Raw genomic sequence first — 584 nt, forward strand, 5'->3', positions numbered from 1 at the left:
ATCGGGCATGCGCGACTTGTCGATCATTGCCACGCCACCGGCGCGCCGTCTGTCGGTGCGCACCTTCGTGATGGAGCAGAACAAAAGCACGGTCAAGGAAGCGCTGCTGCGTGAACTGCTGCGCGGCGGCCAAGTGTATTACCTGCACAACGACGTGAAGACCATCGAAAAGTGCGCCGCCGACCTCGCCGAACTGGTGCCCGAAGCGCGTATCGCCATCGGCCATGGGCAGATGCGCGAGCGCGAACTCGAACAGGTGATGAGCGACTTCTACCACAAGCGCTTCAACGTCCTGATCGCCTCGACCATCATCGAGACCGGCATCGACGTGCCCAGCGCCAACACCATCATCATCGAGCGCGCCGACAAGTTCGGCCTGGCCCAACTGCATCAACTGCGCGGCCGGGTCGGACGCAGTCACCACCAGGCCTATGCCTACCTGCTGACGCCACCGCGCCAGCAGATCACCTCCGACGCGGAAAAACGCCTGGAAGCGATCGCCAACACCCAGGACCTCGGCGCCGGCTTTGTGCTGGCCACCAACGACCTGGAAATCCGTGGCGCCGGCGAACTGCTCGGCGACG

1 protein-coding gene is annotated in these 584 nt (G+C 63.9%); it reads left to right on the plus strand.

Annotated features, from left to right (window positions below):
- Positions 1–16 precede the first annotated feature (16 nt).
- Positions 17–584, plus strand: a 568-nt coding sequence (locus AC0L3B_RS38260) for a helicase-related protein (RefSeq protein WP_473382730.1), incomplete at its 3' end; no start/stop codon positions are given.

The sequence above is a fragment of the Bradyrhizobium sp. Kon56 genome (assembly GCF_055807635.1).